The sequence below is a fragment of the Streptomyces sp. NPDC056361 genome (genome assembly GCF_042262805.1).
GTDB lineage: Bacteria > Actinomycetota > Actinomycetes > Streptomycetales > Streptomycetaceae > Streptomyces.
In genome coordinates, this window is the sequence record NZ_JBHJQI010000006.1 from 66,417 (window position 1) to 91,117 (window position 24,701).

Below are 24,701 nucleotides of genomic sequence, written 5' to 3' on the forward strand. Positions count from 1 at the left end.
AGGAGACTCCCTAGTCTCCTGAGCATGACAAGCCCCGCCGTGGATCCGGCACCCGAGGCACACAAGGCCGCTCCCGAAGTTCCCACCGCGACGGCGGCGGTGCCCGCGCGCCGGATCACCGGCGCCGTGTGGGCCGCGCTCGGCATCGTGTACGTCGTGTGGGGGTCGACCTACCTCGGCATCCGGATCGCGGTCGAGACGATGCCGCCCTTCCTCTCCTCCGGCACCCGCTTCATCACCGCGGGGCTGCTGCTCGCGGGGATCATCGCCTGGCGTCAGGGTCCCGCCGCGCTGAAGGTCACCCGCAGGCAGCTCGGTTCCGCGGTGCTGATCGGTCTGCTCCTCATCCCCGGCGGCAACGGTCTCGTGGTCCTCGCCGAGACCTCCATCCCCTCCAGCCTCGCCGCGCTCCTCATCGCCGTCGTGCCCGCCTGGGTCGTCATCCTGCGCGCCTCCACGGGCGAGCGCCCCGGCCTCGGCGCCGTCGGCGGCGTCCTGCTCGGCCTCGCCGGCCTCGCGGTCCTCACGCTGCCCGGTCTGAGCGGCGAGGTGAAGATCGGGGGCGTGGTCCTGGTCATCGCCGCGACCCTGCTGTGGTCGATCGGCTCGTTCTCGTCCTCCCGCCTGCCCATGCCCGCGAACCCGTTCACGGCCAGCGCGTACGAGATGGTCGCCGGCGGCATCGCCGGGCTCGTGATCGGCTTCGTGCGGGGCGAGCAGCACGGCCTCGACGTGACCGCGATATCGGGGCGCTCGTGGGCGGCGCTCGCGTATCTGATCCTCTTCGGCTCGCTGCTCGCGTTCACGGCGTACGCCTGGCTCCTGCAGGCCGCACCGCTCTCGCTCGTCGCCACCTACGCCTACGTGAACCCGGTCGTCGCCGTGTTCCTCGGCGCCCTCGTCCTGAACGAGGCCCTGACCTGGCCGCTCCTGCTCGGCGGCGCGATCGTCGTCGGCGGGGTGTGCCTGATCGTCTCGACCGAACGCCGCGGGTGACCCGAGGGCGAGGGGCCGGTGGCGGGCGGGTGCCGCCGGTCCCTTCGGCCAATTCGGACAGGGCTTTCACCCCACCACTCCACACCGGACAAGCCCACGCCCGCCGCCCCGGCCCTAACGTGTCACGAGAGCAATCGCTCGCATCATCCGAAACGGAAAGGGCCGGGACGCAATGACGACCACCCACGCCTTCTGGCTTGCCGGCCGCGAGGCCACCGGCGACGCCACCTTCGACGTCACGAACTCCTTCGACGGACGTCTGGTCGGCAAGGTCAGCGTGCCCACCGAGGCCCAGGTCGAAGAGGCCGTCGCCGCCGCGCACGCCGTCGTCGACGAGTTCGCCGCGACCCCGGCGCACGTCCGCGCCGCCGCCCTCGACCACGTGTCGAAGCGGCTCGCCGAGCGGACCGAGGAGATCGCGCTGCTGATCTCCGCCGAGAACGGCAAGCCCATCAAGTGGGCCCGCGGTGAGGTCGGCCGTGCCGTCTCCGTCTTCCGTTTCGCCGCCGAGGAGGCCCGCCGCTGGAACGCCGGCGAGGCCCAGCGCCTGGACACCGAGGCCGGCGGCGCGGGCCGCCTCGCCCTCACCCGCCGCATCCCCAAGGGCGTCGTCCTCGGCATCGCGCCGTTCAACTTCCCGCTGAACCTCAGCGCCCACAAGGTCGCCCCGGCCATCGCCGTCGGCGCCCCGATCATCCTCAAGCCGGCCCCGTCGACGCCGATCTCCTCCCTGATCCTGGGCGAGATCCTGGCCGAGACCGACCTGCCGGCCGGCTCCTGGTCGATCCTGACCGTGCCGAACGACCGCATGCCGGCCCTCGTCCAGGACGAGCGCCTCCCGGTCATCTCCTTCACCGGCTCCGACAAGGTCGGTTACGCCATCCAGCAGTCCGTGCCGCACAAGCACTGCACGCTGGAGCTCGGCGGCAACGCCGCGGCCGTCGTCCTGTCCGACTGGTCCTCCGAGGCCGACCTGGACTGGGCCGCGAGCCGCATCGCGACCTTCTCGAACTACCAGGGCGGCCAGTCCTGCATCTCCGTCCAGCGCGTGATCGTCGACTCCTCCGTCCACGACCGCCTGCTGCCGAAGATCGTCGCCGCCGTCGAGGCCCAGGTCGCCGGTGACCCGTCCGACGCCGCCACCGACGTCGGCCCGCTCGTCGACGAGGCCGCCGCCCAGCGCGTCGAGTCCTGGGTCGACGAGGCCGTCGCGGCCGGCGCCAAGCTCCTCACCGGCGGCAAGCGCGAGGGTGCGACCTACGCCCCGACCGTCCTCACCGACCTGCCAGCCGGCGTCACCCTGGCCCGCGCCGAGGTCTTCGGCCCGGTCCTCACCATCGCGCAGGTCGACGGCGAGGCCGAGGCGTTCGCCGCGGTCAACGACTCGGACTTCGGTCTCCAGGCCGGTGTCTTCACCCACGACCTGCAGACCGCGTTCCGCGCCCACCGCGCCCTCGAGGTCGGCGGCGTGATCGTCGGCGACGTCCCCTCGTACCGTGCCGACCAGATGCCGTACGGCGGTGCCAAGCGCTCCGGCGTCGGCCGCGAGGGCGTCAAGTTCGCGATGGACGACTACACCTACGAGCGCGTGCTCGTCCTGACGGGCCTCGCCCTCTAAGGCGTACGCCTCACCGGACCAGGCGGTCCGAGCCCACTGTGCGGGGGCTCGGACCGCCTTTCGGCGTTCCCCTTACGTGAGCCCTCCCGGACTTCCCCGGACTTCCCCGGACTCGGGACTTCCCGGGGCTTCCCGGACTCCCCGGAGCTTCCCGGAGCCTCGTCGGGCCCTCGGCCAGACCACCCGCAGGCTCTCGTCAGGCCACGGGAGCGTCGACCAGCCGGACGACCTCGGCCGGCCCGGCGCGGAACGCCTTGTTAGCGGCGTCCGCGGCCGTCATGTGCGGGGTCGCGTCGTGTGCGGCGAGCGCTTCGGCCGAGGCCCAGCGTTCGATCAGGACGAAGCGGTCGGGGTCGTCCGCCACCCGGTACAGGTCGTAGCGGAGGCACCCCTCCTCGGCCCGTACCAGCGGCGCGAGGGACGTGAAGGCGGCCACCTGCTCCGCGCCCCGGCCCGGCAGGGTGGTGATGTGGATGATGAGCTTGATCGGCTGAGACATGCCGGGACCCTAGACGGCACGCGTCGCGGACGGCCGGGCATTTCGCCACGCGGACACCCGGGACCTCCTCGCTCCCGCCGTCTTTCCGAACCCGCGGTTATCGGGTACGACGGACAGGAAGCCCCAGGAGGCGTCCATGACCGCACCCACCCAGCGGCCCAAGGTCACCGAACGCGAGGCCCGGCAGACGGCCGAGGCGGCGCGCGAGCGGGACTGGCACAAGCCGAGCTTCGCCAAGGAGCTCTTCCTCGGCCGGTTCCGGCTGGACCTCGTCCATCCCCATCCGCTCCCCGCGGACGAGGACGTACGGCGGGGAGAGGCGTTCCTCGCGACCCTGCGCACCTTCTGCGAGACGCGGATCGACGGGGCCCGCATCGAACGCGAGGCCCGGATCCCCGACGAGACGATCGCCGGACTCAAGGAGATCGGCGCGCTCGGGATGAAGATCGACCCGGCGTACGGCGGCCTCGGACTCACCCAGCTGTACTACAACCGCGCGCTCGCCCTCGTCGGCTCCGCCAGCCCCGCCGTCGGCGCCCTGCTCTCCGCACACCAGTCGATCGGCGTACCGCAGCCGCTCAAGCTCTTCGGCACCCAGGAGCAGAAGGACGCCTTCCTGCCCCGACTCGCCCGTACGGACCTCTCGGCCTTCCTGCTCACCGAGCCGGACGTCGGGTCCGACCCCGCCCGGCTGGCCACCGCCGCCGTGCCCGACGGCGACGCGTACGTCCTCGACGGGGTCAAGCTGTGGACCACCAACGGGGTCGTCGCCGACCTGCTCGTCGTCATGGCCCGCGTGCCCGTGTCCGAAGGCCACCCCGGCGGCATCACCGCCTTCGTCGTCGAGGCGGACGCCCCCGGCATCACCGTCGAGCACCGCAACGCCTTCATGGGGCTGCGCGGCCTGGAGAACGGCGTCACGCGCTTCCACGGCGTCCGGGTCCCGGCGGCCCACCGCATCGGCCCCGAGGGCGCCGGCCTCAAGATCGCCCTCACCACGCTCAACACCGGTCGGCTCTCCCTCCCCGCGGCCTGCGCGGGCGCCGCCAAATGGTGTCTGAGGATCGCCCGCGAATGGTCCGCCGTGCGTGAGCAGTGGGGCAAGCCCGTCGCCCGCCACGAGGCCGTCGGCACCAAGATCTCCTTCATCGCCGCCACCGCGTTCGCCCTGGAAGCCGTCGTCGACCTCGCCTCCCAACTGGCCGACGAGGACCGCAACGACATCCGCATCGAGGCCGCCCTCGCCAAGCTGTACGGCTCCGAGAAGGCCTGGCTGATCGCCGACGAACTCGTCCAGATCCGCGGCGGCCGCGGCTACGAGACCGCCGACTCCCTCGCCGCCCGCGGCGAACGCGCCGTCCCCGCCGAGCAGGTGCTCCGCGACCTCCGGATCAACCGCATCTTCGAGGGCTCCACCGAGATCATGCACCTGCTGATCGCCCGCGAGGCCGTCGACGCCCACCTCTCCGTCGCCGGCGACCTCATCGACCCCGACACCTCCCTCGCCGACAAGGCCAGGGCCGGTGCCCGCGCCGGCGGCTTCTACGCCCGCTGGCTGCCCGGACTCGTTGCCGGTCCCGGGCAACTCCCCGGCACGTACGCGGAGTTCGGCGACCTCGCCACCCACCTCCGGTACATCGAACGCACCTCCCGCAAACTCGCCCGCTCCACCTTCTACGCCATGTCCCGCTGGCAGGGCCGCATGGAGCTCAAGCAGGCCTTCCTCGGCCGGATCGTCGACATCGGCGCCGAACTCTTCGCCATGAGCGCGGCCTGCGTCCGCGCCGAACTCCTCCGCACCACCACCGACCACGGCCGCGAGGCCCACCAGCTCGCCGACGCCTTCTGCCGCCAGGCCCGCCTCCGTGTCGACGACCTCTTCACCCACCTCTGGTCCAACACCGACGACCTCGACCGCCGGGTCGCCGACGGGGTGCTCGCCGGCCGCTACACCTGGCTGGAGGAGGGCATCGTCGACCCCGGCGACGACGGGCCCTGGATCGCGGACGCCGCACCGGGGCCGTCGACCCAGGAGAACGTCCACCGCCGCATCCCCTGACGCCGCAGCCTCTGAGTACCGCATCCCCTGAGCGCCCGTTCCACCCGCCCGCGCGTTCATCCCCCGGCTCGGCCGCTCGGAGCAGCCCCGATGGTCGCGCCCCGGTGCTCCTCCTAGCGTGAGGGAGGCAGGCCCACGGAACCGGGACACCAGGAGAGACCAACGATGGCGGACACCGACGCGCGGGCCGAGACGGCCTCCGACGACACCACCGGCCTGATCGGCGAGGGGGTGACCGGAGTCGCCGGTTACGCCCGTCCGGCCCACCGCGACCCGGTCCTGGAGGGGAAGGCGCGCGCGGGCGTGCTCGGCGTGGGCGACCAGTCCGCGCACTCTCCCGGCGTGGCCGGTTTCGGCGAGATCGGCGTGACCGGTCGCGGTTCCCTGTGCGGCGTCCGCGGCCGCGGGGCGACCGGTGTGCGGGGCGAGACCCTCTTCGCCGAGGGTGTCCACGGAGTGGCGCAGGCGACCGGTGCCGGTGTGGTCGGGGAGAGCGAGGACGGTCCCGGAGTCGTCGCGCAGAGCAAGACGGAGACCGGTCTGCGCGCCCAGTCCGATACCGAGGTCGGCGGCGTCTTCAGTTCCGGGAAGGCGGCCCAGATCGAGCTCACGCCCCACCTGTCCGACGACCCGGGTTCCGCCCCGCCCCTGCCCGCCGCGGGGCGGCTCGGCCAGCTCGTCGTCCTGAGCGACGACACGGTGACCTGCCGCCTCTACCTGTGCGTGGAGGCCCAGGAGGGATCCCCCGCCAAGTGGGCGCCGGTCCAGCTGGGCGACCCGGTCGAGGGGCGACACCCCTGAGGGGTGTCTTCCCGATCATGCCGGGCTCGGGGCGCCACGCCTCGGCGCACGACGCACGGCGCACGGCGTTCCGCGATGCGGGACGCGGGTCCGCCCGGCGGGACGGGGCGGCAGGATGGGGGCGTGACCGTCATCGACATCCCCGGATCCAAGTCCGTCACCGCCCGCGCGCTGTTCCTCGCCGCGGCAGCGGAGGGCACGACGACCCTCCTCAAGCCGCTCGTCTCCGACGACACCGAGGGCTTCGCCGAGGGCCTCACCGCCCTCGGCTACGCCGTCCGCCGCGAGGACGACGCCTGGCACATCGAGGGCCGCCCCGCGGGACCCGGCGCGGAGTCCGCCGACGTCTACTGCCGCGACGGCGCCACCACCGCCCGCTTCCTGCCCACCCTCGCCGCCGCGGGCCACGGCACCTACCGCTTCGATGCCTCCGCGCAGATGCGGCGACGGCCCCTGGCCCCGCTGACGGCGGCCCTGCGCACGCTCGGCGTCGACCTGCGGCACGGCGAGAAGGAGGGGCACCACCCGCTCGACGTCCACGCGCACGGCGTGAAGGGCGGGGCGCTGACCCTCGACGCGGGGCAGTCCTCGCAGTACCTGACGGCCCTGCTCATGCTGGGCCCGCTCACCGCGGAGGGCCTCGACATCACCGTCACGGACCTGGTCTCGGAGCCGTACGTCGAGATCACGCTGGCGATGATGCGGAGCTTCGGCGCTGAGGTCACGCGGGAGGACGGCCGGGAGGGGCGTACGTACCGGGTGGCTCCCACCGGCTACCGGGCGCGGACGTACGGCATCGAGCCCGACGCCTCCACCGCCAGCTACTTCTTCGCCGCCGCGGCCCTCGAACCGGGCCGGTCCGTCACCGTGCCGGGGCTCGGCACCGGCGCGCTCCAGGGCGACCTGGCGTTCGTCGACGTGCTGCGCCGCATGGGCGCCGACGTCGAGATCACCGACGCCGCGACGACCGTCCGGTCCACCGGCGGGCTGCGCGGCCTGACGGTCAACATGCGGGACATCTCGGACACGATGCCGACGCTGGCCGCCATCGCGCCGTTCGCCGACGGGACGGTCCGGATCGAGGACGTGGCGAACACGCGGGTCAAGGAGTGCGACCGGCTCGACGCCTGCGCGGAGAACCTCCGCCGCCTCGGCGTCACCGTGCGGACCGGCCCGGACTGGATCGAGATCGACCCCGGCGCCCCCGCCGGACCGGTCGAGATCGCCACGCACGGCGACCACCGGATCGTCATGTCGTTCGCGGTGACGGCGCTGCGCACGCCCGGGATCACCTTCGACGACCCGGGATGCGTGAAGAAGACGTTCCCCGATTTCCACCGGGCCTTCGACGGCTTCGTCCGTACGGGGTGAAGGCGACGCCCCGCAAACACCGCACCCCGTGAGGACCGCACAGTCTTTGCGGCAAGAATGGGGGGCATGAGCGACCGCCCCTCTCCTCTCGCCGACCCGCACATCGCCTTCGACGTATCCGAAGGACGCCGGGACATCGTCGTCCTCGGCTCGACCGGGTCCATCGGCACGCAGGCCATCGACCTGGTGCTGCGCAACCCCGACCGTTTCCGGGTCACCGCCCTGGCCGCTTCCGGCGGCCGGGTCGGACTGCTCGCCGAGCAGGCGCACCGGTTGAAGGTCGCGGCGGTCGCCGTCGCCCGGGAGGAGGTGCTGCCGGAGCTGCGGGACGCGCTGAAGGCGCTGTACGGCGCGGAGCCGCTGCCGGAGCTCCTGGCGGGCCCCGACGCGGCGACCCGGCTGGCGGCCTCGCCGTGCCACACGGTGCTCAACGGCATCACCGGCTCCATCGGCCTCGCGCCGACCCTCGCCGCCCTCGAAGCCGGCCGCACGCTCGCCCTCGCCAACAAGGAGTCGCTGATCGTCGGCGGCCCGCTGGTGAAGGCGCTCGCCAAGCCGGGGCAGATCATCCCGGTCGACTCCGAGCACGCGGCCCTCTTCCAGGCGCTCGCCGCCGGCACCCGGGCCGACGTCCGCAAGCTGGTCGTCACGGCCTCCGGCGGCCCGTTCCGCGGTCGTACGAGGGAGCAGCTGGCCGACGTCACCCGCGAGGACGCGCTCGCCCACCCGACCTGGGCGATGGGCCCGGTGATCACGGTCAACAGCGCGACCCTGGTGAACAAGGGCCTGGAGGTCATCGAGGCCCACCTGCTCTACGACATCCCCTTCGACCGCATCGAGGTCGTCGTCCACCCCCAGTCGTACGTCCACTCGATGGTCGAGTTCTCGGACGGTTCGACGCTCGCCCAGGCGACCCCGCCGGACATGCGCGGCCCCATCGCCATCGGCATCGGCTGGCCGGAGCGGGTCCCGGACGCGGCCCCGGCCTTCGACTGGACCAAGGCCTCCACCTGGGAGTTCTTCCCGCTCGACACGGAGGCCTTCCCGTCCGTCGGCCTGGCCCGGCACGTCGGCACGCTGGGCGGCACGGCCCCCGCCGTCTTCAACGCGGCGAACGAGGAGTGCGTCGAGGCGTTTCTCGCCGGACGGCTGCCCTTCAACGGAATCATGGATACCGTCACTGCCGTCGTCACCGAGCACGGGCAGCCCGGCAAGGGAACCTCGCTCACGGTGTCGGACGTCCTCGAAGCGGAGACCTGGGCACGCGCCCGGGCCCGTGAGCTCGCAGCGAAGGCAACAGCGGAGGCCCGCGCATGACCGAAATGCTCCTGTACGCCCTGGGCATCGTGCTGTTCGCCCTCGGCCTCCTCGTCTCCATCGCGTGGCACGAGCTCGGGCACCTCTCCACGGCCAAGCTCTTCGGCATCCGCGTGCCGCAGTACATGGTCGGCTTCGGCCCCACCATCTGGTCGAAGAAGCGCGGCGAGACCGAGTACGGCATCAAGGCCATCCCGGCCGGCGGCTACATCCGCATGATCGGCATGTTCCCGCCCGGCGAGGACGGCAAGATCGAGGCCCGCTCCACCTCGCCGTGGCGCTCCATGATCGAGGACGCCCGCGAGGCCTCGTACGAGGAACTCCAGCCCGGCGACGAGACCCGGCTCTTCTACACGCGCAAGCCGTGGAAGCGCGTCATCGTGATGTTCGCCGGACCGTTCATGAACCTGGTCCTGGCGGCGGCGCTGTTCTTCGGCTCGATGATGACGCTGGGCGTCGCGGGTCCGACGACCCAGGTCGCGGGCGTCCAGAAGTGCGTCCTCAAGCTGAGCGACGAGCGCAAGGAGTGCCGGGCGGGCGACCCGGTCTCCCCGGCGTTCGCGGCCGGCCTGAAGGACGGGGACAAGATCCTCGCCCTGAACGGGCGGACGGTGAACGACTGGGACGCCCTCTCCGACAGCATCCGCAACGCCGCCATCGGCCCCGCCACGCTCACCGTCGAGCGGAACGGGCAGCGGATCGACCTGCACCCCACCCTCGTCTCCAACGAGGTCGAGAAGAAGGACGCCGACGGCAACGTCGTCCGGCCCGTCGCGTACGTCAAGGCCGGTTACCTCGGCTTCCAGCCGAAGTCCGAGGTGGCGCCGCTCAGCTTCGGCGAGACCACCGAGCGGATGACCGACCTCATGGAGAACGGCGTCCACTCGGTGATCGCCCTCCCGGGCAAGATCCCCGGCCTCTGGGACGCCACCTTCGGCGACGGCGAGCGCGCCGAGGACTCCCCGGTGGGCGTGCTCGGCGCCGCCAGGATCACCGGCGAGCTGATGACCGTCGAGGCGCCGCCGACGACGATCCTCGTGATGTTCATGAACCTGCTGGTCATGTTCAACGTCTCGCTGTTCCTGTTCAACATGCTCCCGCTGCTGCCGCTCGACGGCGGCCACATCGCGGGCGCCCTGTGGGAGTCCGTACGCCGTCACACGGCCCGGATCTTCAAGCGCCCCGACCCCGGCCCGTTCGACGTGGCCAAGCTGATGCCCGCCGCCTACGTGGTGGCCGGCGTCTTCGTCTGCTTCACCCTGCTCGTCCTCGCCGCCGACATCGTCAACCCGGTGAAGATCACGTAGCCCACAGGGGGGCCGGACCTTGTCGTGTCCGGCCCCCCGCCCCCGGGGCGGTAACCTCGGAGACCTGAGCCCGCCGACGCACAACCTTGAGGTTGCACAAAAGATGACCGCGATTTCTCTCGGTATCCCGACCGTCCCGACCCGGCTCGCCGAGCGGCGCAAGAGCCGCCAGATCCAGGTCGGCAGCGTGGCCGTCGGCGGTGACGCCCCCGTCTCCGTGCAGTCGATGACCACGACCCGCACGTCCGACATCGGCGCCACGCTCCAGCAGATCGCCGAGCTCACCGCCTCCGGCTGCCAGATCGTGCGCGTCGCCTGTCCCACCCAGGACGACGCCGACGCGCTCGCCACCATCGCCCGGAAGTCGTCGATCCCCGTCATCGCCGACATCCACTTCCAGCCGAAGTACGTCTTCGCCGCGATCGACGCCGGCTGCGCGGCCGTCCGCGTCAACCCGGGCAACATCAAGCAGTTCGACGACAAGGTCAAGGAGATCGCCAAGGCGGCCGGCGACGCCGGCACCCCGATCCGCATCGGCGTCAACGCCGGTTCGCTCGACGCGCGGCTCCTGAAGAAGTACGGCAAGGCCACCCCCGAGGCGCTCGTCGAGTCCGCCCTCTGGGAGGCGTCCCTCTTCGAGGAGCACGGCTTCCGCGACATCAAGATCTCGGTCAAGCACAACGACCCGGTCGTGATGGTCGAGGCCTACCGCCAGCTCGCGGCCCAGTCCGACTACCCGCTGCACCTCGGCGTCACCGAGGCCGGTCCGGCCTTCCAGGGCACCATCAAGTCGGCCGTCGCCTTCGGCGCGCTGCTCTCCCAGGGCATCGGCGACACCATCCGCGTCTCGCTCTCCGCCCCGCCGGTCGAGGAGATCAAGGTCGGCATCCAGATCCTGGAGTCGCTGAACCTGCGCCAGCGCCGCCTGGAGATCGTCTCCTGCCCGTCCTGCGGCCGCGCCCAGGTCGACGTCTACAAGCTCGCCGAGGAGGTCACCGCCGGCCTCGACGGCATGACCGTCCCGCTGCGCGTCGCCGTCATGGGCTGCGTCGTCAACGGCCCCGGCGAGGCCCGCGAGGCCGACCTCGGCGTCGCCTCCGGCAACGGCAAGGGCCAGATCTTCGTGAAGGGCGAGGTCATCAAGACCGTCCCCGAGTCGAAGATCGTCGAGACCCTCATCGAAGAGGCGCTCAAGATCGCCGAGCAGATGGAGAAGGACGGCATCGCCAGCGGCGAGCCGACCGTCGCCATCGGCGTCTGACACCGCGGACGCCGACGGCGCCCGCCCTCCACCGCATGCGCGAAGCCCCTCCACCCCACCGGGCGGAGGGGCTTCGCGCATGCGGGGCGGCCCCTCGCTCAGGGCACGGGGGTACAGTGCGGAGACCAGCAGACCGCACCGTGAGGCCCCCTCGTGTTGACACAGACGACCACCCGGGTCCTCGAACCCGCCGACCTCGGCGCCGCGCTCGCCGTCCTGGAGAGCGCCCCCGTCGAGAACGCCTTCGTGGCCGCGCGCGTCCAGGTCGCGGGGCTCGACCCCTGGCGGCTCGGGGGCGAGATGTGGGGCTGGTACACCGAGGGCAGACTGCGCTCCCTCTGCTACTCCGGCGCCAACCTCGTGCCCATCTGCGCGACCCCCGAGGCCGTCCGCGCCTTCGCCGAACGGGCCCGCAGGATCGGCCGCCGCTGCTCGTCGATCGTCGGCCCGGCCGAACCCACCGCCGAACTCTGGCGGCTCCTGGAGCCCAGCTGGGGCCCCGCCCGGGACGTCAGGGCCCGCCAGCCGCTGATGGTCACCGAGGAGCCCTCCGCCACCGTCACCCCCGACGCGCTCGTGCGCCGCGTCCGCAAGGACGAGATGGAGGCGATCATGCCCGCCTGCGTGGCCATGTTCACCGAGGAGGTCGGCATCTCCCCGCTCGCCAACGACGGGGGACTCCTCTACCAGGCCCGGGTCGCCGAGCTGGTCGGGGCGGGCCGCTCCTTCGCCCGCATCGAGGACGGCAAGGTCGTCTTCAAGGCCGAGATCGGCGCCGCGACCCGCCAGGCCTGCCAGATCCAGGGCGTCTGGGTCGCCCCCGAGCACCGCGGCAAGGGCCTGTCCGAGACCGGCATGGCCGCCGTGCTCCAGTACGCCCTGGCGGACGTCGCACCCGTCGTGAGCCTGTACGTCAACGACTACAACACCCCCGCGAGGGCCGCGTACCGCCGAGTCGGCTTCCGCGAGACGGGCGCCTTCATGAGCGTGCTGTTCTGAGGCCCCGGCCGCTTGTAGGGTGCGCCGCATGGATGACGCAGAGGTCGTGATCGGGCCGGTCAATCTCGCCGCCCGGGTGGACGAGGCCCTCGACGTACAGGCGCTCGCCTTCGGCCTGGACGCGGGCGAGGTCGCCGTGCGCCGCCACATCGTGCTGCGCCACCTGCTCAGCCCCGGCGCCCGCGCCTACGGGGCCACCACCCCCGACGGCCGGCTCGTCGGCTTCGTGTACGGCATGCCCAACGACCGCACCCACTGGTGGTCCACCGTCGTCGAGTCGTACCTCCGGGCCACCGGCACCGCCGACTGGCTCGACGACTCCTTCGTCATCACCGAACTGCACGTCCACCCGGACTTCCAGGGCCGGGGCGTGGGCCGGGAACTGATCACGACCATCACCGACGGCGCCGCGGAACCCCGCTCGATCCTCTCCGCGATCGACATCGACTCCCCGGCCCGCGGCCTCTACCGCACCCTCGGCTACCGCGACCTCGCCCGCCAGGTGCACTTCCCGAGCGCCGCCCGCCCGTACGCCGTGATGGGCGCGCCGCTGCCGCTGCTGCGCCGGAACTGATTTCTCCGACCAGGGGCGGCCCGGCTAACCTCGGGGCCATCAACGTCAGTCCCGGCAGGAGTACGAGAATCATGGCCAACGCACCGGTCCAGCGCATGTCCCAGTTGATGGCGAAGACGCTGCGCGACGACCCGGCGGACGCCGAGGTCCTCAGCCACAAGCTCCTCGTCCGCGCGGGCTACGTCCGCCGCACCGCCGCCGGCATCTGGAGCTGGCTGCCCCTCGGCAAGAAGGTCCTCGCCAACGTCGAGCGCATCGTCCGCGAGGAGATGGACGCCATCGGCGCCCAGGAGGTCTCCCTCCCCGCCCTCCTGCCCCGCGAGCCCTACGAGGCGACCGGCCGCTGGGAGGAGTACGGCGCCGAGCTGTTCCGCCTCCAGGACCGCAAGGGCGGCGACTACCTCCTCGGCCCGACCCACGAGGAGATCTTCACCCTCCTGGTCAAGGACCAGTGCTCCTCGTACAAGGACCTGCCGGTCATCCTGTACCAGATCCAGACGAAGTTCCGCGACGAGGCCCGCCCCCGGGCCGGCATCCTCCGCGGCCGCGAGTTCCTCATGAAGGACTCCTACTCCTTCGACACCGAGGACGAGGGCCTCGCCCAGTCCTACGCCCTGCACCGCCAGGCCTACCAGCGCGTCTTCGAGCGCCTCGGCCTCGACTACCGCATCTGCGCCGCCACCGCGGGCGCGATGGGCGGCTCGAAGTCCGAGGAGTTCCTCGCCCCCGCCGAGGCCGGCGAGGACACCTTCGCCGACTGCCCGAACTGCGACTTCGCGGCGAACACCGAGGCCGTCTACCAGGCGGTCAAGACGGTCGACGCCGCCTCGGTCCCCGCCGCCGAGGAGATCCCCACCCCCGACACCCCCACGATCGAGACGCTCGCCGCCTCGCTGGGCGTGCCGGCCTCCGCCACCCTGAAGAACCTCCTCGTGAAGGTCGACGGCGAGATCGTCGCCGTCGGCGTCCCCGGCGACCGCGAGGTCGACATGGACAAGGTCGAGGCGCACTTCGCCCCCGCCGCCGTCGAGCTGGTCACCGAGACCGACTTCGCCGCCCGCCCCGACCTCGTCCGCGGCTACGTCGGCCCCCAGGGCCTCGACAAGGTCACCTACATCGCCGACCCCCGCATCGCGCCGGGCACCGCGTGGATCACGGGCGCCAACAAGGACGGGATGCACGCGAAGAACGTCGTCGCGGGCCGCGACTTCGAGGTCACCGAGTACGTCGACGTCGTCGTCGTCCAGGAAGGCGACCCGTGCCCCAAGTGCGGCACCGGCCTCAAGCTGGACCGCGCCATCGAGATCGGCCACATCTTCCAGCTCGGCCGCAAGTACGCCGACGCCCTCAAGCTCGACGTCCTCGGCCAGAACGGCAAGCCCGTCCGCGTCACCATGGGCTCCTACGGCATCGGCGTCTCCCGCGCCGTCGCCGCCCTCGCCGAGCAGACCGCCGACGACAAGGGCCTCTGCTGGCCCGCCGAGGTCGCCCCCGCCGACGTCCACGTCGTCGCCGCCGGCAAGGCCCTCCAGACCGAGCTCGCGCTCGAGGTCTCCGACAAGCTCGCCGCCGCCGGGCTCCGCGTCCTCGTCGACGACCGCCCCGGCGTCTCCCCGGGCGTCAAGTTCACCGACTCCGAGCTCATGGGCGTCCCCAAGATCCTCGTCGCCGGCCGCCGTGCCGCCGAGGGCGTCCTCGAACTCAAGGACCGCCGCACCGGCGACCGCCAGGAACTCACCATCGCCGAAGCCCTCACCCACCTCACCGCCTGACCCACCCACCGGGCCCCCCACCCCGGGGGCCCGGCACCCCTACCTCTCCTAGGCGTCCGGTTCGTGTGGTGTCGGGTCGATGGAGGGGCCGGTGAGGTCGCCGATGGAGTCGAGGGCGTCGGCGTGGCCTCGGAGGTAGGCGTCGCTGGGGAGCGACGGGGCTTCGTCGGAGTCGGGCGCCGCGGAACCGGGCGCGGCGCGTTCGAGGAAGCGGAGGAGCTCGACGGGGATGGGGAGGACGAGGGTGGAGTTCTTCTCGGCGGAGACGGCCATGACGGTCTGGAGGAGGCGGAGCTGGAGCGCCGCGGGCTGGGCGGACATGACGCCCGCCGCTTCGGCGAGCTTCTTGGAGGCCTGGAGTTCGGCGTCGGCGTTGATGACGCGGGCGCGCCGTTCGCGGTCGGCTTCGGCCTGGCGGGCCATGGAGCGCTTCATGGTCTCGGGGAGGGAGACGTCCTTGATCTCGACGCGGTCGATGGCGACGCCCCAGCCCATGGCGGGGCTGTCGAGCATGAGCTCGAGGCCTTGGTTGAGCTTCTCGCGGTTGGAGAGGAGGTCGTCGAGGTCGCTCTTGCCGATGATGGAGCGGAGCGAGGTCTGTGCCATCTGGGAGACGGCGAACTTGTAGTCCTCGACGCGGATGAGCGCGTCGGCGGCGTCGACGACCTTGAAGTAGACGACGGCGTCGACGCGGACGGTCACGTTGTCCCGGGTGATGCCCTCCTGCGCGGGGACGGGCATCGTGACGATCTGCATGTTGACCTTGTGGAGGTGGTCGACGACCGGAAGGATCATGGTGAAGCCGGGGGAGCGGATGCCGTCGCGCAGCCGGCCGAAGCGGAAGACGACGCCGCGCTCGTACTGCTTGACCACCCGTGCCGCCGCGGCCGTGTACACCGCGGCCGCCGCGGCCGCGCCGGCCGCCGCCATCAGCAGCTCTTGGATCATCACGGCCCCCTGGATTCGAGCCGAACAGTACAAAAAGGGTATTCCCCTATAGCCAGCTCGCGAACTCCAGGAGCAGCTCGGCATCCTGCCGCCGTCCGGCGGTCAGCGCCCGCGTCCCCGATTCGACGGCGCGGAAGAGGGTCCAGCCCCGGAGCCGTTCCCGGTCGAGGTCGAGGGAGTCGGCCAGTTTGTTGACCCGCCGGCGGGCCGCAGAGGCGCCCGAGGAGGCGGCGACGAGGTCCTCGACCCGGTCGCGGACGAGCCGGGCGAGGTCGTAGGCCCGCTCGCCGACCAGCGGCTCGGGGCCGACGGCCAGCCAGGGCGCCCGGTCGCCGGCGAGCACCTTGCCCTGGCGGAAGTTGCCGTGCAGCAGCAGGGACTCGGTGGGGGTGGCGACGAGCTCCTCGCGTGCGGCGAGGGCCGCGGCGGTCAGCGCGGCGGTCTCGGCGGAGTCGGGCTGTGAGAGGTAGGGGTCCATGGCCCGGGCCTGGCGGGCCGTGCGCTCGGCCACCGTCTCGAAGCCGTGCCCGGCCGGGGGCTCGACCCACAGCTTGCGTACGGTCCCGGCGGCTTCGAGGAGCGCCTTCGCCTCGGGGAGGGAGCGCAGCGAGACCTCGGGGTGGAGGCGTTCGAGGACGAGCGCGTCCTGCCCTGCCTCGTCGAGGAGCTGGACCGCGCCCCAGCCGTTCCAGTGCGCGAGGGCGTCCCGTTCCAGGTCCGGTCGGGTGAACGGGGGGGCGATCTTGAGCGCGGCGGGGGAGCCGTCGGGTCGCCGGACGAGGGCGACGAGGCTGCTGCGTCCGCCGGGGGCCATCACCCGTTCGGCGTCCAGGGAGGCGTGGCCGAGGGCCTTGTCGGCGAGCCCGGGCAGCTTCGCGAGCCACTCGGCCGCCGCGGCGTCCCCGTACGCCTCGCCGAGGGTCCTGGCGAGTCGCTGCGGCGGTTCGAAACCCATGCGTGCGTCGTTTCCTTCGGTCGGGTCGGGGCTCACACCCGCTCGGCGAGCCCAGGAAAGGTTACGTCGCTGCCGCGCCAGCGGACGGCCCGTACCGCCGTCTCCCGGAGCGCGGCGGCGGCCTCGCGGCGCAGTGGGCCGCCGGCGGCCCGTACGAGGTCGGAGTACGCGCCGGCCACCCGGTCCTCCAGGATGGCCGCCAGGCGCACGGCGCCGGCCGGGTCCGCGACCCGGAAGGGCAGCTCGTACGCGGCCTCGGAGGCGACGGGCGTGCCGCCGAGGTCGCGGACGGTGCGGCGCAGTGCGTCCCGGCGCGCCCGGTGGGCCTCGTAGGCGGCGGTGGCCTCGGGGCGTCGTTCCGTGCCGATCCGGCCGCCGACGACCCCGTACCCGTAGACCGCCGCGTGCTCGGCGGCCAGGGCGGCCTGCGCCGCGTCGAGGGCGGTCATGCCCGTGCTCCTTCGGTCAGCAGGTAGGCGTGGGCGGCGCCGGCCGCCGCCACGGAGGCGAGCAGCCGGGCGTACTCGGGCGGGGCGGTGAGCAGGGCGGCCGTGTGCCCGTCGGCGGCGGTGCGCGCGGCGGCGGCGAGCTCCTTCAGCGCCGCCCGGGGGTCGGCGGGCACCGGCAGCGGCGCGGGGCCGGCGGGTGTGGTCGCGGTGGCGGGCGGCGTGGTGGACGAGGTCGCGGGCGGTGCGGCGGAGGCCTTCGCGGAGTCCGGCGCGGGGGCCACCGTCGTGCCGCCTTCGCCGAGGGCCGCCGCGTGGGCCGCCACCGAGCGCCGCAGCGGGGTCAGGCGGGGGGCGAGGGCGGGGTGCGCGGCGAGGGTGGCGTCGTAGCGTTCCAGCAGGCCGCGCGCGGAGGCCACGGCGCGCTGTCGGAGCGCCGCCTCGGCGCGCGCCACTCGTTCGGCCTCCCGTTGGGCCTCCCGTTCGGCGGCGCTCGGCGGCGGCGTGCCGCCGTCGGATGGGGAGCCGCAGCCGGCGAGGGCCGCCGCTCCCGCCGCCGCGCCCGCTACCAGGAGCGCGCGCCTGCCCGTCGTCGTCACGCCTTCTCCCTCGGCTGTCGTCCGTCGTCGAAGATCGTCTGGATCACCGCAGGCGAGCGTACCCGCGGGCCCCGGGGCGGTGGACGGCAACACCCTCCGGGACCGGATACCCTTTGGTCTGACACGCGACGAACCCACAACAGCACACGCGGCCGAGGAGTCACCCGGATGAGCACCACCCAGAGCGACAGGCTGCGCGGAATCGTGGAGCCGCTCGTCGCCGCGAAGGACCTGGATCTGGAAGAGATCGAGGTGTCCCGGGCCGGCCGCCGCGGACTGCTGCGGATCGTCGTCGACTCGGACGAGGGCGTGGAGCTGGACGCCTGTGCCGAGCTGAGCCGCGCGATCTCCGAGAAGCTCGACGAGACCGACGCGATGGGCGAGGGCGAGTACGTCCTCGAAGTCAGCTCCCCCGGCGCCGACCGCCCCCTGACCGAGCACCGCCACTACGTGCGGGCCACCGGCCGCCTGGTCAAGCTCCAGCTGGCCGAGGAGGGCGACCTCGTCGCCCGCATCCTCGCCGTGGACGAGGACGGCCTCGACCTCGAAGTGCCGGGCGTGAAGGGGCGCAAGCCCACCGCCCGCCGGGTCGCGTTCGCCGACATCGCCAAGGCGCGTGTCGAGATCGAGTTCAACCGCAAGGACAAGAAGGAAGAGGAGGCGTAGCCGTGGACATCGACGTGAAGCTGCTCAAGGGCTTGGCGCATGAGAAGGAGATCTCCTTCGACCTGCTGGTCGAGGCGATCGAGTCGGCCCTCCTCATCGCCTACCACCGCACCCCCGACGCCCGCCGCCACGCGCGCGTGGAGCTGAACCGGCAGACCGGTCACGTGACGGTGTGGGCGAAGGAAGACCCCTCCGAGCTGGAGGAGGGCCAGGAGCCCAAGGACTTCGACGACACCCCGTCGGACTTCGGCCGGATCGCGGCGAGCACCGCCCGCCAGGTCATCCAGCAGCGGCTGCGTGACGCCGAGAACGACGTGACGTTCGGCGAGTACGCGCGCCGCGAGGGCGATGTCGTCGCCGGTGTGGTGCAGCAGGGCAAGGACCCGAAGAACGTCCTGGTCCGTCTGGACGACAAGCTGGAGGCCATCCTCCCGGTCCAGGAGCAGGTGCCGGGCGAGGACTACACGCACGGCCTGCGCCTGCGGACGTACGTCGTCCGGGTGGCCAAGGGTGTCCGCGGTCCGTCCGTCACCCTTTCGCGCACCCACCCCAATCTGGTGAAGAAGCTGTTCGCCCTGGAGGTGCCGGAGATCGCCGACGGTTCCGTCGAGATCGCCGCCATCGCCCGTGAGGCCGGCCACCGCACCAAGATCGCCGTCCGTTCCACCCGTTCGGGCCTGAACCCCAAGGGCGCTTGCATCGGCCCGATGGGCAGCCGCGTCCGCAACGTGATGGCGGAGCTGCTCGGCGAGAAGATCGACATCGTCGACTGGTCGGACGACCCGGCCGAGATGGTGGCGAACGCGCTCTCCCCGGCGCGGGTCTCCAAGGTCGAGGTCGTCGACCTGGCCGCCCGTTCCGCCCGGGTGACGGTGCCGGACTACCAGCTGTCGCTGGCGATCGGCAAGGAGGGCCAGAACGCCCGCCTCGCCGCGCGCCTCACCGGCTGGCGGATCGACATCCGTCCGGACACGGAGCCGGCCGGTCCGCAGGACTGAGATCGTTTTTGGCCAACAACTGTTCGATTCTTGCCCCAAACGGGTGGGGTCGGTACGGGGAGGTAGACTTAATCGTGTCTGGCCGGACGCAAGCCCGCGTATGCCCTGAACGAACCTGTGTGGGATGTCGGGAGCGAGCGGCCAAGAGCGATCTGCTGCGGATCGTGGTGATCAAGGACGAGTGTGTTCCGGATGATCGCGGTACGCTGCCCGGCCGGGGTGCGTACGTGCACCCCGCCGTGGTCTGTCTCGACCTTGCGGTCCGCCGCCGGGCGTTCCCCAGGGCCTTCAAGGTCCAGGGACCGCTCGACACGGCGGAACTGCGTCACCACGTCGAGCGGTCGGCACCGCAGTGAAGAAGTACGGCACGGATCACCGTGCGGTCAGGTACCTCGCGAGTTGGAAGTAGGTCGAGATTGCGATGAGCACTCGATGAGTACGCGATGAGTACGCCCATGAAGTAGCGACGGTCCGGCGGTAACCGGACCTAAAAGGAGCGAAGTGGCTAAGGTCCGGGTATACGAACTCGCCAAGGAGTTCGGCGTAGAGAGCAAGGTCGTCATGGCCAAGCTCCAAGAACTCGGTGAATTCGTCCGTTCGGCGTCCTCGACGATCGAGGCGCCGGTCGTGCGCAAGTTGACTGATGCTTTGCAGGGTCCCGGCGGTGGCGCCGGCAAGACCGCAGCGAAGCCCGGCGCGCCCCGCAAGGCGACGCCTTCCCCCGCCGCGCCGAAGCCGGCGCCGGCATCCGCCGCGCCGTCCCCGGCGCAGGCTGCTCGTCCCGCCGCCCCGAAGCCTGGCGCGCCCACCCCGGCGCCCAAGCCCGCGGTTGCGGAGAAGCCCGCGACGCCTGCCCCCGGCGGCACGCGTCCCACCCCGGGTCCGAAGCCCGCGGCCGCGCCGAAGCCGGCGCCGGCCTCCCCGGCTCCGACGACCCCGGAATTCACCGCGCCTCCGGCGGCTCCGGCCGCCCAGCGCCCCGCCGGCGCGACCCCGGGCCCCCGCCCGGCTGCCGCCCGTCCGGGTCAGCAGGCTCCCCGCCCGCAGGGTCAGGGTGCTCCGCGTCCCGGTGGCCAGCAGGCCCCCCGTCCGGGCGGTGCCCGTCCGGCCGGTCCGCGTCCCGGCAACAACCCGTTCACCTCGGGTGGCTCCACCGGCATGGCGCGACCGCAGTCGCCCCGCCCCGGTGGCGGCGCCCCGCGTCCGCAGGGCGGCCCCGGCGCCGTTCCGGGCGCCCCGCGTCCGCAGGGTGGCCCCGGTGGCGCCCCGCGTCCGCAGGGCCAGGGCGGCGCGCGTCCCACCCCCGGTGGCATGCCGCGTCCGCAGGCTCCCCGTCCGGGCGGCGCGCCCGGCGGTAACCGTCCGAACCCGGGCATGATGCCGCAGCGTCCCGCTGCCGGCCCGCGTCCCGGTCCTGGCGGTCGTGGTCCCGGTGGCCCCGGCGGTCGTCCGGGTGGTCCCGGCGGCGGCGGTGGCGGTCGTCCCGGCTTCGCCGGTCGTCCGGCCGGTCCCGGCGGCGGTGGCGGCGGCTTCGCCGGCCGTCCCGGTGGTCCGGGTGGCGGCGGCGGTCGTCCGGGTGGTCCCGGCGGCGGTGGCGGCGGCTTCGGCGGTCGTCCCGGTGGCTTCGGTGGCCGTCCCGGTGGTCCGGGTGCCCGTGGTGGCACGCAGGGCGCCTTCGGTCGTCCCGGTGGTCCCGCGCGTCGTGGTCGCAAGTCGAAGCGTCAGAGGCGCCAGGAGTACGAGGCCATGCAGGCCCCGTCCGTGGGCGGCGTGATGCTGCCCCGCGGCAACGGCGACACCATTCGCCTGTCGCGCGGTGCCTCCCTCACCGACTTCGCCGAGAAGATCGGCGCCAACCCGGCGTCGCTCGTCGCGGTGATGATGAACCTCGGTGAGATGGTCACGGCCACGCAGTCGGTCTCCGACGACACGCTGACGATGCTCGGCGAAGAGATGAACTACGTCGTCCAGATCGTCAGCCCGGAGGAGGAGGACCGCGAGCTTCTCGAGTCCTTCGACATCGAGTTCGGCGAGGACGAGGGCGGCGAAGAGGCTCTGGTCTCCCGTCCGCCGGTCGTCACCGTCATGGGTCACGTCGACCACGGTAAGACCCGACTGCTCGACGCGATCCGCAAGACGAACGTCGTCGCGGGCGAGGCCGGTGGCATCACCCAGCACATCGGTGCCTACCAGGTGGGTACCGAGGTCAACGGCGAAGAGCGTCGCATCACCTTCATCGACACCCCGGGTCACGAGGCGTTCACCGCCATGCGTGCCCGTGGTGCGAAGTCGACCGACATCGCGATCCTCGTGGTCGCGGCCAACGACGGCGTCATGCCGCAGACGATCGAGGCGCTCAACCACGCCAAGGCCGCCGGCGTCCCGATCGTCGTCGCGGTCAACAAGATCGACGTCGAGGGTGCCGACCCGGTCAAGGTCCGCGGTCAGCTGACCGAGTTCGGTCTGGTGGCCGAGGAGTACGGCGGCGACACGATGTTCGTCGACATCTCCGCCAAGCAGGGTCTGCACATCGACTCCCTGCTGGAGGCCGTCGTCCTCACCGCCGACGCCTCGCTCGACCTTCGGGCCAACCCGAACCAGGACGCGCAGGGTATTGCGATCGAGTCCCACCTCGACCGCGGTCGCGGTGCCGTCTCGACCGTCCTGGTCCAGCGCGGAACGCTGCGCATCGGCGACACCGTGGTGGTCGGCGACGCGTACGGCCGCGTCCGGGCGATGCTCGACGACAAGGGCAACAACGTCGAGGAGGCGACCCCGTCGACTCCCGTCCTGGTGCTCGGTCTCACCAACGTGCCGGGTGCCGGCGACAACCTCCTGGTCGTCGACGAGGACCGTACGGCCCGTCAGATCGCCGAGAAGCGCGCTGCGCGTGAGCGCAACGCCGCCTTCGCCAAGCGCGTCCGCCGGGTGTCCCTCGAGGACCTCGACAAGGTGCTCAAGGCCGGTCTGGTCCAGGAACTCAACCTCATCATCAAGGGTGACGCGTCCGGTGCCGTCGAGGCCCTCGAAGCCTCGCTGCTCCAGCTCGACGTCGGCGAAGAGGTCGACATCCGCGTCCTGCACCGCGGTGTGGGTGCGGTCACCGAGTCCGACATCGACCTGGCGATGGGCTCCGACGCCATCGTCATCGGCTACAACGTCCGTGCGGCCGGCCGTGCCGCGCAGATGGCGGAGCGCGAGGGCGTCGACGTCCGGTACTACTCGGTGATCTACCAGGCCATCGAGGAGATCGAGGCGGCCCTGAAGGGTCTCCTCAAGCCGGAGTACGAAGAGGTCGAGCTCGGTACGGCGGAGATCCGCGAGGTCTTCCGCTCGTCCAAGCTGGGCAACATCGCCGGTGTCCTCATCCGCTCCGGCGAGGTCAAGCGCAACACCAAGGCGCGCCTCGTCCGCGACGGCAAGGTCATCGCCGAGGACCTCACGATCCACGGTCTGCGCCGCTTCAAGGACGACGTCACCGAGATCCGCGAAGGCTTCGAGGGTGGTATCAACCTCGGAAACTTCAACGACATCAAGATCGACGACGTCATCGCGACGTACGAGATGCGCGAGAAGCCGCGCGCGTAACGCGTAGGGCTGCGTCCGGGGCCGGTCGGCGGAAGATATTTCCGTCGATCGGCCCCGGCCGTTGCGTGTACGGTTCTGGTGTCCCTGCCGAGCGACGGCCCGGCAGGCCACCGAACCCGAACCGGCGGGACATCCGGCACCGCATGTACGTGGGGACTCTGTCCTTCGATCTGCTCCTCGGCGACGTCCATTCGTTGAAGGAGAAACGCTCCGTCGTCCGGCCCATCGTCGCCGAGCTCCAGCGCAAGTTCTCCGTGAGCGCGGCCGAGGTGGGCGACCAGGACCTCCACCGCAGGGCCCGGCTGGGCGTCGCGCTGGTGTCCGGGGACCCGGGGTTCGTGTCGGACGTGCTCGACCGCTGTGAGCGGCTCGTCGCCGCGCGTCCCGAGGTGGAGCTGCTGTCGGTGCGCCGCAGGCTCCACACTGATGAAGACTGACTTGAGCAAGGCAAAGAAGGAGAAGGACCAGTGGCCGACAACGCGCGGGCGAAGAAGCTGGCGGACCTCATCCGGGAGGTGGTCGCCGAGAAGCTGCAGCGCGGCATCAAGGACCCCCGCCTGGGTACGCACGTGACCATCACGGACACCCGCGTCACCGGTGACCTGCGGGAGGCCACGGTCTTCTACACGGTCTACGGCGACGACGAGGAGCGCGCGAGCGCCGCGGCCGGTCTGGAGAGCGCCAAGGGCATCCTCCGTTCGGCCGTGGGCCGGGCGGCGGGGACCAAGTTCACCCCGACCCTGACCTTCGTGGCCGACGCCCTCCCGGAGAACGCCAAGACGATCGAGGACCTCCTCGACAAGGCGCGGGCCTCGGACGCCCAGGTGCGGGAGGCCTCCTCGGGCGCCTCCTTCGCGGGCGACGCCGACCCCTACAAGAAGCCGGGCGAGGACGAAGCCGCCGAATGAGCACCGCAGCCAAGACGCCCGACGGCCTTGTCATCGTCGACAAGCCGTCGGGCTTCACCTCGCACGACGTCGTGGCCAAGATGCGCGGGATCGCCAGGACCCGCCGCGTCGGCCACGCCGGCACGCTCGACCCCATGGCCACCGGCGTCCTCGTCCTCGGCGTGGAGCGGGCGACCAAGCTCCTCGGTCACCTCGCGCTGACCGAGAAGGAGTACCTGGGCACCATCAGGCTGGGCCAGACGACGATCACCGACGACGCCGAGGGCGAGATCACCGCGTCCGTCGACGCCTCCAAGGTGACCCGCGAGGGCATCGACGCGGGCGTCGCCGAGCTCACCGGCGCGATCATGCAGGTGCCGTCGAAGGTCTCCGCGATCAAGATCGACGGCAAGCGGTCGTACGCGCGCGTGCGCGGCGGCGAGGAGTTCGAGATCCCGGCCCGCCCGGTCACCGTCTCCTCCTTCCGGGTGTACGACGTGCGGGAGGCCGTGGCCGAGGACGGCACGCCCGTCGTCGACCTCGTCGTCTCGGTCGTCTGCTCTTCCGGTACGTACATCCGCGCGCTGGCCCGGGACCTCGGTGCCGGGCTCGGGGTGGGCGGTCACCTGACCGCGCTGCGCCGCACCCGTGTCGGGCCGTACAAGCTGGACGCGGCCAGGACCCTGGAACAGCTCCAGGAGGACCTCACGGTCATGCCGGTCGCCGACGCGGCCGCGGCGGCGTTCCCGCGCTGGGACGTCGACGAGAAGCGGGCCAAGCTGCTGCTCAACGGCGTCCGCCTGGAGATGCCGGAGTACCCGAAGGGACCCGTCGCGGTCTTCGGTCCCGAGGGCACGCTGCTCGCGCTGGTCGAGGACCAGCGGGGCAAGGCGAAGAGCCTCGCCGTCTTCGGCTGAGGACGTTCCCGGGGCCTCGTGGGGGGGGGGCGCGCCGGGGGGGGGTCCGCCCAAAAGGGAGCCCGCGGGGGCCCCCCCGGGGGGTGGTGTGGGGGGGGGGGGGGGGTCTGAACGCCGGCGCGG

The 24,701-nt window shown here is 72.2% G+C and carries 23 protein-coding genes; 18 read left to right on the forward strand and 5 right to left on the reverse strand.

Features of this window, described 5'->3' with window-relative positions; genetic code table 11:
- The first annotated feature begins 24 nt into the window (after positions 1-24).
- Positions 25-996, forward strand: coding sequence for an EamA family transporter (locus ACFCY7_RS03410; protein WP_376480896.1), 972 nt, complete (start codon positions 25-27; stop codon positions 994-996).
- Between the two features lie 172 nt (positions 997-1,168).
- A complete protein-coding gene (locus ACFCY7_RS03415; protein ID WP_376480898.1) occupies positions 1,169-2,614 on the forward strand; it encodes an aldehyde dehydrogenase family protein in 1,446 nt (481 codons plus the stop codon).
- Between the two features lie 196 nt (positions 2,615-2,810).
- Here the strand turns inward: ACFCY7_RS03415 and ACFCY7_RS03420 are convergent, their stop codons facing one another.
- The gene (locus ACFCY7_RS03420) at positions 2,811-3,113 is read right to left on the reverse strand and encodes a putative quinol monooxygenase (protein WP_376480900.1); all 303 of its coding nucleotides are present in this window, start codon (positions 3,111-3,113) and stop codon (positions 2,811-2,813) included.
- A gap of 136 nt (positions 3,114-3,249) precedes the next feature.
- Here ACFCY7_RS03420 and ACFCY7_RS03425 point away from each other — a divergent pair, with 136 nt between their 5' ends.
- The 9 genes from ACFCY7_RS03425 (at position 3,250) to ACFCY7_RS03465 (ending at position 14,574) form a co-directional block, all read left to right on the forward strand.
- The gene (locus ACFCY7_RS03425; protein ID WP_376480902.1) at positions 3,250-5,172 is read left to right on the forward strand and encodes an acyl-CoA dehydrogenase family protein; all 1,923 of its coding nucleotides are present in this window, start codon (positions 3,250-3,252) and stop codon (positions 5,170-5,172) included.
- Between the two features lie 165 nt (positions 5,173-5,337).
- Positions 5,338-5,973: a PE-PGRS family protein gene (locus ACFCY7_RS03430; RefSeq protein WP_376480904.1), complete on the forward strand. Its 636-nt coding sequence runs from the start codon at positions 5,338-5,340 to the stop codon at positions 5,971-5,973.
- 123 nt (positions 5,974-6,096) lie between these two features.
- Complete coding sequence (aroA, locus tag ACFCY7_RS03435) at positions 6,097-7,344, forward strand: 3-phosphoshikimate 1-carboxyvinyltransferase (protein ID WP_376480906.1); 1,248 nt, start codon at positions 6,097-6,099, stop codon at positions 7,342-7,344.
- A gap of 66 nt (positions 7,345-7,410) precedes the next feature.
- Positions 7,411-8,661: a 1-deoxy-D-xylulose-5-phosphate reductoisomerase gene (gene dxr / locus ACFCY7_RS03440; RefSeq protein ID WP_376480908.1), complete on the forward strand. Its 1,251-nt coding sequence runs from the start codon at positions 7,411-7,413 to the stop codon at positions 8,659-8,661.
- On the forward strand, positions 8,658-9,968 hold the full coding sequence (locus tag ACFCY7_RS03445; RefSeq protein WP_376480910.1) for an RIP metalloprotease: 1,311 nt from the start codon (positions 8,658-8,660) through the stop codon (positions 9,966-9,968). The genes dxr and ACFCY7_RS03445 overlap by 4 nt, the downstream gene beginning before the upstream one ends.
- Before the next feature lie 103 nt (positions 9,969-10,071).
- A complete protein-coding gene (gene ispG, locus ACFCY7_RS03450; protein WP_376480912.1) occupies positions 10,072-11,229 on the forward strand; it encodes a flavodoxin-dependent (E)-4-hydroxy-3-methylbut-2-enyl-diphosphate synthase in 1,158 nt (385 codons plus the stop codon).
- A gap of 153 nt (positions 11,230-11,382) precedes the next feature.
- On the forward strand, positions 11,383-12,228 hold the full coding sequence (locus ACFCY7_RS03455) for a GNAT family N-acetyltransferase (protein ID WP_376480913.1): 846 nt from the start codon (positions 11,383-11,385) through the stop codon (positions 12,226-12,228).
- 28 nt (positions 12,229-12,256) lie between these two features.
- The gene (locus ACFCY7_RS03460) at positions 12,257-12,802 is read left to right on the forward strand and encodes a GNAT family N-acetyltransferase (RefSeq protein WP_376480915.1); all 546 of its coding nucleotides are present in this window, start codon (positions 12,257-12,259) and stop codon (positions 12,800-12,802) included.
- A 71-nt stretch (positions 12,803-12,873) separates the two neighbouring features.
- The gene (locus tag ACFCY7_RS03465; RefSeq protein WP_376480916.1) at positions 12,874-14,574 is read left to right on the forward strand and encodes a proline--tRNA ligase; all 1,701 of its coding nucleotides are present in this window, start codon (positions 12,874-12,876) and stop codon (positions 14,572-14,574) included.
- Positions 14,575-14,622: 48 nt separating this feature from the next.
- Here the strand turns inward: ACFCY7_RS03465 and ACFCY7_RS03470 are convergent, their stop codons facing one another.
- From ACFCY7_RS03470 to ACFCY7_RS03485, 4 genes are read right to left on the reverse strand one after another with little or no spacing between them, the layout of a single operon-like run.
- Entirely contained in the window at positions 14,623-15,522 is a 900-nt protein-coding gene (locus ACFCY7_RS03470) for a slipin family protein (RefSeq protein WP_376480917.1), read from the reverse strand.
- Positions 15,523-15,568: 46 nt separating this feature from the next.
- On the reverse strand, positions 15,569-16,477 hold the full coding sequence (locus ACFCY7_RS03475; protein ID WP_376480918.1) for an aminoglycoside phosphotransferase family protein: 909 nt from the start codon (positions 16,475-16,477) through the stop codon (positions 15,569-15,571).
- A gap of 32 nt (positions 16,478-16,509) precedes the next feature.
- Positions 16,510-16,926, reverse strand: coding sequence for a ferritin-like domain-containing protein (locus ACFCY7_RS03480; protein ID WP_376480919.1), 417 nt, complete (start codon positions 16,924-16,926; stop codon positions 16,510-16,512).
- Positions 16,923-17,522 carry a hypothetical protein gene (locus ACFCY7_RS03485; RefSeq protein WP_376480920.1) on the reverse strand — a complete coding sequence of 200 codons (600 nt, stop codon included), beginning with the start codon at positions 17,520-17,522 and terminating at the stop codon, positions 16,923-16,925. Before ACFCY7_RS03485 ends, ACFCY7_RS03480 begins: the two co-directional genes overlap by 4 nt.
- Positions 17,523-17,690: 168 nt before the next feature.
- Between ACFCY7_RS03485 and rimP the strand changes: the two genes are divergently transcribed.
- The 7 genes from rimP to truB all read left to right on the forward strand — a co-directional run bounded on the left by rimP (position 17,691) and on the right by truB (position 24,578).
- Complete coding sequence (gene rimP / locus ACFCY7_RS03490; protein WP_017235869.1) at positions 17,691-18,188, forward strand: ribosome maturation factor RimP; 498 nt, start codon at positions 17,691-17,693, stop codon at positions 18,186-18,188.
- A gap of 2 nt (positions 18,189-18,190) precedes the next feature.
- Complete coding sequence (gene nusA / locus ACFCY7_RS03495) at positions 18,191-19,186, forward strand: transcription termination factor NusA (RefSeq protein ID WP_367826738.1); 996 nt, start codon at positions 18,191-18,193, stop codon at positions 19,184-19,186.
- A 74-nt stretch (positions 19,187-19,260) separates the two neighbouring features.
- Positions 19,261-19,542 carry a YlxR family protein gene (locus ACFCY7_RS03500; RefSeq protein WP_078905268.1) on the forward strand — a complete coding sequence of 94 codons (282 nt, stop codon included), beginning with the start codon at positions 19,261-19,263 and terminating at the stop codon, positions 19,540-19,542.
- A gap of 145 nt (positions 19,543-19,687) precedes the next feature.
- Positions 19,688-22,774, forward strand: a complete 3,087-nt coding sequence (infB, locus tag ACFCY7_RS03505) for a translation initiation factor IF-2 (protein ID WP_376480923.1) — start codon at positions 19,688-19,690, stop codon at positions 22,772-22,774.
- A 143-nt stretch (positions 22,775-22,917) separates the two neighbouring features.
- Positions 22,918-23,211 carry a DUF503 domain-containing protein gene (locus ACFCY7_RS03510; protein ID WP_019889861.1) on the forward strand — a complete coding sequence of 98 codons (294 nt, stop codon included), beginning with the start codon at positions 22,918-22,920 and terminating at the stop codon, positions 23,209-23,211.
- A gap of 30 nt (positions 23,212-23,241) precedes the next feature.
- Entirely contained in the window at positions 23,242-23,682 is a 441-nt protein-coding gene (rbfA, locus tag ACFCY7_RS03515; protein WP_017235864.1) for a 30S ribosome-binding factor RbfA, read from the forward strand.
- The gene (truB, locus tag ACFCY7_RS03520; protein ID WP_376480925.1) at positions 23,679-24,578 is read left to right on the forward strand and encodes a tRNA pseudouridine(55) synthase TruB; all 900 of its coding nucleotides are present in this window, start codon (positions 23,679-23,681) and stop codon (positions 24,576-24,578) included. Before rbfA ends, truB begins: the two co-directional genes overlap by 4 nt.
- The last annotated feature ends 123 nt before the right edge of the window (positions 24,579-24,701 follow it).

What these genes read in the sequence shown, in the direction of transcription:
- ACFCY7_RS03460 (WP_376480915.1), top strand. Translation starts at nt 12,257, where the DNA reads ATGGATGACGCAGAGGTCGTGATCGGGCCGGTCAATCTCGCCGCCCGG.
- ACFCY7_RS03425 (WP_376480902.1), top strand. Translation starts at nt 3,250, where the DNA reads ATGACCGCACCCACCCAGCGGCCCAAGGTCACCGAACGCGAGGCCCGG.
- ACFCY7_RS03410 (WP_376480896.1), top strand. Translation starts at nt 25, where the DNA reads ATGACAAGCCCCGCCGTGGATCCGGCACCCGAGGCACACAAGGCCGCT.
- truB (WP_376480925.1), top strand. Translation starts at nt 23,679, where the DNA reads ATGAGCACCGCAGCCAAGACGCCCGACGGCCTTGTCATCGTCGACAAG.
- rimP (WP_017235869.1), top strand. Translation starts at nt 17,691, where the DNA reads ATGAGCACCACCCAGAGCGACAGGCTGCGCGGAATCGTGGAGCCGCTC.
- ACFCY7_RS03470 (WP_376480917.1), bottom strand. Translation starts at nt 15,522, where the DNA reads ATGATCCAAGAGCTGCTGATGGCGGCGGCCGGCGCGGCCGCGGCGGCC.
- ispG (WP_376480912.1), top strand. Translation starts at nt 10,072, where the DNA reads ATGACCGCGATTTCTCTCGGTATCCCGACCGTCCCGACCCGGCTCGCC.
- ACFCY7_RS03475 (WP_376480918.1), bottom strand. Translation starts at nt 16,477, where the DNA reads ATGGGTTTCGAACCGCCGCAGCGACTCGCCAGGACCCTCGGCGAGGCG.
- dxr (WP_376480908.1), top strand. Translation starts at nt 7,411, where the DNA reads ATGAGCGACCGCCCCTCTCCTCTCGCCGACCCGCACATCGCCTTCGAC.
- ACFCY7_RS03480 (WP_376480919.1), bottom strand. Translation starts at nt 16,926, where the DNA reads ATGACCGCCCTCGACGCGGCGCAGGCCGCCCTGGCCGCCGAGCACGCG.
- ACFCY7_RS03510 (WP_019889861.1), top strand. Translation starts at nt 22,918, where the DNA reads ATGTACGTGGGGACTCTGTCCTTCGATCTGCTCCTCGGCGACGTCCAT.
- ACFCY7_RS03420 (WP_376480900.1), bottom strand. Translation starts at nt 3,113, where the DNA reads ATGTCTCAGCCGATCAAGCTCATCATCCACATCACCACCCTGCCGGGC.
- ACFCY7_RS03415 (WP_376480898.1), top strand. Translation starts at nt 1,169, where the DNA reads ATGACGACCACCCACGCCTTCTGGCTTGCCGGCCGCGAGGCCACCGGC.
- ACFCY7_RS03430 (WP_376480904.1), top strand. Translation starts at nt 5,338, where the DNA reads ATGGCGGACACCGACGCGCGGGCCGAGACGGCCTCCGACGACACCACC.
- ACFCY7_RS03465 (WP_376480916.1), top strand. Translation starts at nt 12,874, where the DNA reads ATGGCCAACGCACCGGTCCAGCGCATGTCCCAGTTGATGGCGAAGACG.
- ACFCY7_RS03445 (WP_376480910.1), top strand. Translation starts at nt 8,658, where the DNA reads ATGACCGAAATGCTCCTGTACGCCCTGGGCATCGTGCTGTTCGCCCTC.